Origin of the sequence: Mesorhizobium sp. M4A.F.Ca.ET.020.02.1.1 (assembly GCF_004022645.1) — a bacterium.
Lineage (GTDB): Bacteria > Pseudomonadota > Alphaproteobacteria > Rhizobiales > Rhizobiaceae > Mesorhizobium.
Genome location: NZ_RZOI01000184.1, coordinates 1 through 9,105 on the forward strand (window position 1 = coordinate 1; position 9,105 = coordinate 9,105).

The following is a 9,105-nucleotide window of genomic DNA, read 5'->3' on the forward strand; positions in this document are numbered from 1 at the left end:
GTTTTCCTGTCGAACAATGCCGGCGGCATCCTGGGCGGCATCTCGACCGGGCAGGCGATCGTCGCCCGTTTCGCCGTCAAGCCGACCTCCTCGATTCTGACCCCGCGCAAATCGATCGACAAGGACGGCAACGACGTGGAGGTGATGACCAAGGGCCGCCACGACCCTTGCGTCGGCATCCGCGCTGTGCCGATCGGCGAGGCGATGGTTGCCTGCGCGATTGCCGATCACTATCTGCGGCACAGAGGACAGACGGGGAAGGGAGTAGGGCAGTAGGGCAGTAGGGCAGTAGGGCAGTAGGGCAGTAGGGCTAGCTCGCGCTCCGACGCCGAACTTTTCGCTTTCCCCTGCTCCCTTACTGCCCTATTCCCCTACTCCCTTGCGAGCAAAGCGAGCGCACAATGCCATACGACCAAAAGAAGATCGTCGAAGCCATCCGCGCCTTCGAGCGCGGCGAGATCGTCGTGGTCATGGACGATGACGGGCGCGAGAACGAAGGCGACCTGATCGTCGCCGCAGTCCACTGCACGCCGGAGAAGATGGCCTTCATCGTGCGCAATACCTCCGGCATCGTCTGCACGCCGATGCCGCGCGAGGAAGCCAAGCGCCTCAACCTGGCGCCAATGGTGGCCGACAATGACTCCGCCCACACCACCGCCTTCACCGTCAGCGTCGACTTCAAGCACGGCACCACGACCGGCATTTCCGCCGACGACCGCACGCTCACCGTCCGCAACCTCGCCAACGGCAATGTCGGCGCCTCCGATTTCGTCCGCCCCGGCCATATCTTTCCGCTGATTGCGCGCGAAGGCGGCGTCCTGATGCGCTCCGGCCATACCGAGGCCGCCGTCGACCTTTGCAAGCTCGCCGGCCTGCCGCCGATCGGCGTCATCTCCGAGTTGGTCAACGATGACGGCACGGTCAAGCGCGGTCCCGAAGTGCAGGCCTTCGCCGTGGCGCACGGCCTGAAGCAGGTTTCGGTGGCCGATCTCATCGCCTACCGGCAGCGCAAGGAAACGCTGGTCGAGCGCGTCGCCTGCTCCGACATCGACACGCTCGGCGGCAAGGCTCAGGTCTTCACCTACACATTGCCCTGGGATTCCATGCACCACGTCGCGGTTGTCTTCGGCGATATCCGCGACGGTGAGGAGGTTCCGGTGCGCCTGCACTCCGAGGATGTCGTGACCGACGTGTTCGGCACCAGCCATCGGCTCGACGCCATCATGAAGGCGATGGGCGAGCGCGGGCGCGGCGTTATCGTCTACCTGCGCGAGGGCTCAGTTGGCGTTGCCCACCAGGAGCGCAAGCGGCCGGCAAGCGGCGATCGTGAAGACCACGAAGAAGCTCGCCGCCGCGAGAACGAATGGCGCGAGATCGGCCTCGGCGCGCAGATCCTCAAGGATCTCGGCATTTCCTCGATCAACCTTATCGCCTCGCGCGAGCGCCACTATGTCGGCCTTGAAGGCTTCGGCATCCACATCGCCAAGACTGAGATCCTTTAAGGCCGGTCGGCTCCGGGCTGGGAGCGGATGAACGTGTCACTGCCTTCCAGCCAGCGTAGCGGAAGGCTGCTGCTGCGCCGGCCGGCAACATCCGGCCTGGCTTTCCTGATCGACCTCTTCTCGCGCAATGAGCTTGTCGCGCATCGTCCCGATCCGACGCCGGATACGCCGCAGCACAGCGCCGCAAGGCTCGCGCGCGACATCGGCCACTGGGATAGGCACGGCTTTGGCCGCTGGGCGGTCGAGGCGGGCGGGAAGATGGTCGGCTTCGGCGGCGTCACCGTCTCCAGCGATTTCGATGGTCTGAACCTGTCCTACCACCTACAGCCCGAAAGCTGGGCCACGGCTTCGCGACGGAGCTGGTGCAAGAGGCGCTGCACGCCGCCTTCGGTCCATTGCGCGCCGACCGTGTGATCGGCCTGGCGCGCCGCGCCAATCCGGCGTCGCGGCGCGTGCTGCAGAAATGCGGCTTCGTCTTCGAGCGCGATGTAATGTTGCACGGCGCGCCGACGATGCTCTTCGGTGTCACATCGCGGATGTTCGGGCGGCGCGACGAGGATCCAGGGCCGGTCGCCTGGGGACGGGAACGGCCTCGGCTTCATTGCGCGGGAACGGCGCTCGCTTCGCATCCGGTGAGATCGCAATGCGGCCCGGCCAGGCTGCGCTGGCCGATGAGCACCGTCGTCAGCGCGATCACCCCCGCTGCCACCGACACAAGGAAGCCGCTCTGGGCGCCGAACGCATCCACCACGGCGCCGGCGGCGAAGGAGCCGAGCGCCATGCCGATGCCGATTCCGGTCATCACCCAGGTGACTCCCTCGGTCAGCATCGCTTCCGGCACGCGCCGCTCGATCAGTCCGAAGGCGGTGATGAAGGTCGGCGAGATCGCGACGCCGCTGACGAAGACGGCGAGCGCGAGCAGCGGCACCGTGCTGGCAACGAGGAGCGGCAGGGTGGTGAGCGCGATCACGGCGACCGCAATGGCCAGCTGGCGTTGCAGCGGCATTTTCAGGTTGAGCGCGCCGATGATGATGCCGAGGATGAACGAGCCGAGCGCATAGACGCCGATGACCAGGCTTGCCGCTTCCGGCTGGCCGAGCTCCTCGGTGATCGCCACCGTGCTCACTTCCGTGGTGGCGAAGGTCGCGCCAATGAAGATCAGCGCGAAGGTTATGATCTGAACCGGCCGCAGGCGGATCGCCGAGCCGCGCGCACCATGCTCCGCCGGCCGCACGCCGGGTTCGGTCGCACGCTGCAGGATGAAGGCTGCCGAGCCGAAGCCGAGGAACAGGGTGCTTGCAAGCATGCCTGCTTCCGGGAAGAGCGCAGTGCTCAATCCCACCGACAACGATGCCCCGGCGATATAGACCAACTCGTCCGCCGCCGACTCGAAGGCGAAAGCGGTGTTCAGCTCCGGGCGATCCCGGAAGATCTCCGTCCAGCGGGCGCGCACCATCGCCGGGATGCTGGGCATGGCCGCGGCAAGCAGCGCCGAAGCAAACAGCGTCCATATCGGCCAGTCCTGGTTGGCCGCCGCGATCAGCGCTGCGAAGGCGAGCACGGAGATCACCGTCGTCGGCACGACGATGCGCGTCTGGCCGAGGCGGTCCACCAGCCGGGAGATCTGCGGCGCAAGGAAAGCGTTGACCAGCGCGAAGCTCGCCGAAACGGCGCCGGCCAGCCAGTATTCGCCATGGGTCTGCGACAGCATGGCGACGATGCCGATCGGCGCCATGGCGATTGGCAGGCGGGCCACGAAACCGGCCGCGGCGAAGCCCTTGCTTCCGGGAGCTCGAAAGATTTCCGAATAGGGATTCTGCATGGTCTGGGTCCTCGACAAGGGAAGGATCGACAATTACATACGCTGCGTATGAATTCAGATAGATCATACGCCGCGTATGTCAATTGGCATACGAAGCGTATGTGAATAGGGCCAGACCGCATGCGCCGACCTCGCAAGGAGATGATCGCCGAGACGCGCGCCAAGCTGATCGCGGCCGCCCGCCACGCTTTCGGCACCATCGGCTACGCGGACGCCTCGATGGATGATTTCACCGCCTCTGCCGGGCTGACGCGCGGCGCGCTCTATCACCACTTCGGCGACAAGCGGGGATTGCTGCAGGCGGTCATCGCCGAGATCGACGGCGAGATGGCTGCCCGGGTGAACGAGGTGGCGGCGAGGGCGCCGACCCGCTGGCAGCATTTCGTCGACGAATGCACCACTTACATCGAACTGGCGCTGGAGCCGGAAATCCAGCGCATCATGTTCCGCGATGCCCCGGCGGTGCTGGGTGATCCGGCCCAGTGGCCGAACGCCAGCGCATGCACGGCGTCGATGACCGATCACCTGACCAGGCTGCAGGAGGAAGGCGTGGTCGTGGCCGACCTCGACCCCGAGACCACGGCGCGGCTGATCAACGGCGCCAGCAGCCAGGCTGCGCAGCGGATCGCCAATTCGCAGGATCCGGAAGCGACGTCGAAAAAGGCGGTGGCGGCGTTCAAGCAACTGCTCGAGGGGCTGCGCAAGGAGCCCTGAGCGAACGGGTCAGCAACCATGACGCGCGGTTTGTACACCGGTTTTGGGCCGGCGCGGCGCCGCCAAGATTGACAATCGCCGGGGCGAGCGCATCCTCCTCTACCATCTCTGAGGCGGGAGAGTCGGGCCATGTGGGACTTCAGCATCGGCCGGTCGGTGTCCATCATGATCAGGACATGGCCTTTCATCGTCTTTCGCATGATCGTCTATTTCGGCATCACGCTGGCCTACATTATGGCGACCGGCACCGGCGCCAGCGTCGGCTATGGCGTCGGCCACATCTCCACCGACCCCGAGGGGCCGCTCTCCTTCGCGCTGTGGGGCGGGGTGGTCGGCTTCGGCGTCGTGTCCGTAGCGGTCTACTGGATCCGCGAATACATCCTCTACGTCCTCAAGGCCGGGCATATCGCCGTCATGGTCCATCTGATCGACGGCCAGGACGTTCCCGACGGCCAGAACCAGATCTCCTATGCCAGGGCCGTGGTGACCGAGCGCTTCGCCGAGGCCAATGTGCTGTTCGTGATCGACCAGCTGGTCAAGGGCGCCATCCGCGCCATCACCGGCCTCATCGGCGGCATCGCCGCCTTCCTGCCCATTCCCGGTCTCAACGGCCTTGTCAGCTTCATCAACACGGTGATCCGCATGTCGCTGACCTATGTCGACGAGATCATCCTCGGCTACAACATCCGCATCAACTCCACCTCGCCCTTCGAGACGGCGAGGCAAGGCGTCGTGCTCTACGCGCAGAACGGCAAGACCATGGTCAAGAACGCGGTCTGGCTGGCGGTGATCATGTGGGGCGTGTCCTTCGTGATCTTCCTGCTCATGCTGGCGCCAGCCGGCGCCATTCTCTGGGCCATGCCGGGCCAGCTTGGCGGCTGGGCCTTCGTTCTGGCCATCGTCTTTGCCTGGGCCTTCAAGGCAGCCTTCATCGAGCCCTTCGCCATCGCCTCTCTGATGCAGGTCTATTTCGCCACCATCGAAGGCCAGGTGCCCAATCCCGACTGGGACCGCCGGCTGGCGGAAGCCTCCTCGAAATTCCGTGAACTGAAGGACAAGGCGCTGGCGTCCTTCGGCGGCTCGCGCTGGACGCAGCCGGCACCCCAATAGCCGAACCCTTGCCTAATCTCTGTTGAACGTGCCCCTTTGGTGGCGCGAAAACATGGCCAAACCGGTCTTGCGCGCCTATATCGGGGCATGGCTACCCGTCTCTACACTCACCCGGTCTTCCTCGAACACCTCACCCCGCCCGGCCACCCGGAGCGGCCCGACCGCCTGCGCGCTGTCGAGCGCGTGCTTGACGACGAGGCATTTTCGGCGCTTGACCGCGTCAAGGCGCCGGAAGGCGACGAGGCCACCATTCTTTATGCGCATCCGGAGGATTTCGTCGCGCGCGTGCGCGCCGCGATCCCTGAGACCGGCATTGTCTCGATCGATGCCGACACCAGCGCCAGCCCGAAGAGCTGGCAGGCGGCGGTAACGGCGATCGGCGCCGCCAACGCCGCCGTGGATGATGTCTTCGAAGGCCGCGCCGCCAATGTCTTCGTCGCTGCTCGCCCGCCTGGCCACCACGCCGAAAAGACCACCGCCATGGGCTTTTGCCTGTTCAACACCGCGGCGATCGCTGCTCGTTACGCGCAGAAGCAGCACCAGGCCGAGCGTGTCGCCATCGTCGACTGGGACGTGCATCACGGCAACGGCACGCAGGACATCTTCTGGGACGATCCGTCGGTGCTGTACTGCTCGACGCACCAGATGCCGCTTTACCCGGGCACCGGTGCCAGGAGCGAAACCGGCGCCGGCAACATCGTCAACGCGCCGCTGGCGCCTCGCACCGGCAGCGACACGTTTCGCGATGCCTTCCTGTCGCGCGTGCTGCCGTCGATCGACAATTTCGCGCCCGACCTGATCATCATTTCCGCCGGATTCGACGCCCACCATCGCGATCCGCTGGCCGAGATCAACCTGACCGAGGAGGATTTCGACTGGGCGACCGGCCAGCTGATGGAGCGCGCCGGGCGCCATAGCGGCAACCGGCTCGTCAGCCTGCTCGAGGGCGGCTACGATCTGCAGGGATTGGCATTTTCGGTCGCCGCCCATGTCGGGCGGCTGATGAAGGGATAGAGTATGGCAGGCGAAAGCAACGAGGACGTCAAGGCGATGAGCTTCGAGCAGGCGCTCGACGCGCTGGAAAAGATCGTCGATGATCTGGAACGTGGTGACGTGCCGCTCGACCAGTCGATCCGCATCTATGAGCGCGGCGAGGCGCTGAAGGCGCATTGCGACCGGCTGCTCAAGGCGGCCGAAGACAAGGTCGAGAAGATCAGGCTGTCGCGTGACGGCAAGCCGGTCGGCACGGAGCCATTGGACGCGGATTAGTCCGCACGGGGCGGGGCAGAGGAAAGCAGGCAGGAATCCAAGCGATGTGCCGAAACATCAAGACCTTGTTCAACTTCGAACCGCCGGCGACCAATGATGAGGTCCATGACGCAGCCTTGCAATTCGTGCGCAAGCTGAGTGGCTCGACCAAGCCCTCCAAGCGCAATGAGCATGCCTTCAACCATGCGGTCGAGGCGATTGCGGCCGCGGCGCGAGATTTGCTTGATTCGCTTGAAACGACACAGACTCCGCGCAATCGCGAGGAAGAGGCGGCCAAGGCAAAGGCCAGATCCGCCCTCCGTTTCGCCTGAGGGATCGGATGAGCTTCTTTCCGGGAAACGATCCTGAGCCCGGCGATTCGTTCGCCTGCGACCAGATCGAACTGATGGTCATTCCCAACGCCAAGGACATTGGCGGCTTCGAGGTTCGCCGCGCCCTGCCCACCGCGAAACGCCGTCTGGTCGGGCCGTTCATCTTCTTCGACCGCATGGGGCCGGCCATCCTGCGCGCCGGCCACGCCATCGATGTCCGCCCGCATCCACATATCGGGCTTTCCACCGTCACCTATTTGTTCGACGGCAGGATCAGACATCGCGACTCGCTCGGTACCGAAATGGTCATCGCACCGGGCGACGTGAACCTGATGACCGCCGGGCGCGGCATCGTCCATTCCGAGCGCACGCCTGAGGAATTGCGTGGCGCGCCGATGTCGATCTCCGGCCTGCAGACCTGGCTGGCGCTGCCCGACGGCAAGGAGGAAGTCGCCCCGGTCTTCCAGAACACCGCGGTGATGCGCCTGCCCGAGATCGATGCTGAAGGCGTCAGCGGTCGCGTCGTCATCGGCGACTTTTCTGGACTGCGCTCACCGGTTTCGACCGCCTCGGACACCCTTTATGCCGATCTGAGGCTGGCGGCTGGCGCCAGCGTCAAGATTCCGGCCGATGCCGAGGAACGCGCCATCTACACGCTGGAAGGCGAGGTCTCGATTGCCGGGGACCGTTTCCCGGCCGAGCGGCTTCTGGTGTTCAAACCGGGCGACGAAATCGTGGTTTCGTCGGAGAACGGTGCCCATTTCATGCTGTTCGGCGGCGCCTCGCTCGGCTCCCGGCGCTACATCTGGTGGAATTTCGTTTCGTCGTCGAAAGAGCGCATCGAGCAGGCGAAAGAAGAATGGAAGACGGGCCGCTTCGATATCGTTCCCGGAGACGAGGAAGAGTTCATTCCGTTACCGGACAATTAACGTCAGAACCATCCGCGTCATTGACACGCATTTACATTCGCCGGGCGGCGGCATATTTCGCCCATGATCAACGTGCATGACATCAGGTTTGACCAGGCCTCTCAACAAGTGAACGCGACGCTGCAAACGCCACTCCTCGACAAGGTCCGCATCCCCGCGGATCTGAGGACGCTTGACGAAAGCGAGCTGCCGCAGCTCGCCTCGGAACTGCGCGCCGAGCTGATCGATGCCGTTTCCCACACCGGCGGTCACCTTGGCGCCGGGCTCGGCGTGGTCGAGCTCACCGTTGCGCTACACTACGTCTTCAACACGCCGGACGACAGGCTGATCTGGGATGTCGGCCACCAGGCCTATCCGCACAAGATCCTGACCGGCCGCCGCGACCGCATCCGCACCTTGCGGCAGGAGGGCGGCCTTTCCGGCTTTACCCGGCGGGCCGAGAGCGAATACGACCCCTTCGGCGCGGCCCACTCCTCGACCTCGATTTCCGCCGGCCTTGGCATGGCTGTCGGACGCGAGTTGTCTGGCGGACGCAACAACGTCATTGCCGTCATCGGCGACGGCGCCATGTCGGCCGGCATGGCCTATGAGGCGATGAACAATGCCGGTGCCCTCGATGCCCGGCTGATCGTCATCCTCAACGACAACGACATGTCGATCGCTCCACCGACCGGCGCGATGAGCGCCTATCTAGCGAGGCTCGCCTCCGGCAAGGCCTATCTCGGCCTGCGCGATTTCGGCAAGAAGCTGACCTCCTACCTCGGCAAGCGCGCCGACCGCGCCATCACGCGGGCAGTCGAGCATGCGCGCGGCTACGTTACCGGCGGCACGCTGTTCGAGGAACTCGGCTTTTATCACATCGGCCCGATCGACGGGCACAATCTCGAGCATTTGATCCCGGTGCTGAAGAACGTCCGCGACAATGCCGACGGCCCGGTGCTGATCCATGTCGTGACCCAGAAGGGCAAGGGCTATGGCCCGGCGGAAGCCGCCGCCGACAAATATCACGGCGTCAACAAATTCGACGTCATTACTGGCGCGCAGGCCAAGGCGCCCGCCAACGCTCCAAGCTACACCAAGGTCTTCGCCGAGAGCCTGATCCAGGAAGCGCACGCGGACGACCGCATCGTGGCGATCACCGCCGCCATGCCGAGCGGCACCGGGCTCGACCTCTTCGGCGAGGTTTTCCCGACCCGGACGTTCGATGTCGGCATCGCCGAGCAGCATGCGGTGACGTTCGCCGCCGGGCTCGCCACCGAGGGCTACAAGCCCTTCGCCGCCATCTATTCGACCTTCCTGCAGCGCGCCTACGACCAGGTTGTCCATGACGTGGCGATCCAGAAGCTGCCGGTGCGCTTTCCAATCGACCGCGCCGGCTTCGTCGGCGCCGACGGCGCCACCCATTGCGGCGCCTTCGACACCACCTTCCTCGCGTCGCTGCCCGGCTT

General features: G+C 65.0%; 10 protein-coding genes and 1 pseudogene. 10 read left to right on the forward strand and 1 reads right to left on the reverse strand.

Annotation, left to right across the window (positions count from 1 at the left end; genetic code table 11):
- The 3 genes and pseudogenes from EN742_RS14105 to EN742_RS14115 all read left to right on the forward strand — a co-directional run.
- A partial coding sequence (locus tag EN742_RS14105) for a chorismate synthase (protein ID WP_128332934.1) occupies window positions 1–276 on the forward strand: 276 nt, incomplete at its 5' end.
- Window positions 277–401: 125 nt separating this feature from the next.
- On the forward strand, window positions 402–1,502 hold the full coding sequence (gene ribB, locus EN742_RS14110) for a 3,4-dihydroxy-2-butanone-4-phosphate synthase (RefSeq protein WP_126055936.1): 1,101 nt from the start codon (window positions 402–404) through the stop codon (window positions 1,500–1,502).
- 27 nt (window positions 1,503–1,529) lie between these two features.
- A pseudogene (locus EN742_RS14115) lies at window positions 1,530–2,035 on the forward strand (GNAT family N-acetyltransferase); the annotation flags it as partial.
- 65 nt (window positions 2,036–2,100) lie between these two features.
- Here EN742_RS14115 and EN742_RS14120 read toward each other — a convergent pair.
- The gene (locus EN742_RS14120) at window positions 2,101–3,324 is read right to left on the reverse strand and encodes an MFS transporter (protein ID WP_126055935.1); all 1,224 of its coding nucleotides are present in this window, start codon (window positions 3,322–3,324) and stop codon (window positions 2,101–2,103) included.
- Window positions 3,325–3,444: 120 nt separating this feature from the next.
- On the opposite strand from EN742_RS14120, the gene EN742_RS14125 reads away from it, so the two are divergent.
- The 7 genes from EN742_RS14125 to dxs all read left to right on the forward strand — a co-directional run.
- A complete protein-coding gene (locus EN742_RS14125) occupies window positions 3,445–4,038 on the forward strand; it encodes a TetR/AcrR family transcriptional regulator (RefSeq protein WP_127407105.1) in 594 nt (197 codons plus the stop codon).
- Window positions 4,039–4,167: 129 nt separating this feature from the next.
- Entirely contained in the window at window positions 4,168–5,148 is a 981-nt protein-coding gene (locus EN742_RS14130; RefSeq protein WP_127407104.1) for a hypothetical protein, read from the forward strand.
- Window positions 5,149–5,235: 87 nt separating this feature from the next.
- Window positions 5,236–6,162 carry a histone deacetylase family protein gene (locus EN742_RS14135; protein ID WP_127421582.1) on the forward strand — a complete coding sequence of 309 codons (927 nt, stop codon included), beginning with the start codon at window positions 5,236–5,238 and terminating at the stop codon, window positions 6,160–6,162.
- A 3-nt stretch (window positions 6,163–6,165) separates the two neighbouring features.
- A complete protein-coding gene (locus EN742_RS14140) occupies window positions 6,166–6,417 on the forward strand; it encodes an exodeoxyribonuclease VII small subunit (protein WP_126055931.1) in 252 nt (83 codons plus the stop codon).
- A gap of 44 nt (window positions 6,418–6,461) precedes the next feature.
- Window positions 6,462–6,728 carry a DUF2277 domain-containing protein gene (locus EN742_RS14145; protein WP_127406862.1) on the forward strand — a complete coding sequence of 89 codons (267 nt, stop codon included), beginning with the start codon at window positions 6,462–6,464 and terminating at the stop codon, window positions 6,726–6,728.
- A gap of 8 nt (window positions 6,729–6,736) precedes the next feature.
- Window positions 6,737–7,657: a pirin family protein gene (locus EN742_RS14150; protein ID WP_127406861.1), complete on the forward strand. Its 921-nt coding sequence runs from the start codon at window positions 6,737–6,739 to the stop codon at window positions 7,655–7,657.
- 108 nt (window positions 7,658–7,765) lie between these two features.
- Window positions 7,766–9,105, forward strand: a 1,340-nt coding sequence (dxs, locus tag EN742_RS14155; protein WP_128332935.1) for a 1-deoxy-D-xylulose-5-phosphate synthase, incomplete at its 3' end; no start/stop codon positions are given.

Excerpts from the sequence above, each read along its gene's own strand:
- EN742_RS14150 (WP_127406861.1), top strand. The coding sequence starts at position 6,737 with ATGAGCTTCTTTCCGGGAAACGATCCTGAGCCCGGCGATTCGTTCGCC.
- EN742_RS14120 (WP_126055935.1), bottom strand. The coding sequence starts at position 3,324 with ATGCAGAATCCCTATTCGGAAATCTTTCGAGCTCCCGGAAGCAAGGGC.
- EN742_RS14130 (WP_127407104.1), top strand. The coding sequence starts at position 4,168 with ATGTGGGACTTCAGCATCGGCCGGTCGGTGTCCATCATGATCAGGACA.
- EN742_RS14145 (WP_127406862.1), top strand. The coding sequence starts at position 6,462 with ATGTGCCGAAACATCAAGACCTTGTTCAACTTCGAACCGCCGGCGACC.
- ribB (WP_126055936.1), top strand. The coding sequence starts at position 402 with ATGCCATACGACCAAAAGAAGATCGTCGAAGCCATCCGCGCCTTCGAG.
- EN742_RS14140 (WP_126055931.1), top strand. The coding sequence starts at position 6,166 with ATGGCAGGCGAAAGCAACGAGGACGTCAAGGCGATGAGCTTCGAGCAG.
- EN742_RS14135 (WP_127421582.1), top strand. The coding sequence starts at position 5,236 with ATGGCTACCCGTCTCTACACTCACCCGGTCTTCCTCGAACACCTCACC.
- EN742_RS14125 (WP_127407105.1), top strand. The coding sequence starts at position 3,445 with ATGCGCCGACCTCGCAAGGAGATGATCGCCGAGACGCGCGCCAAGCTG.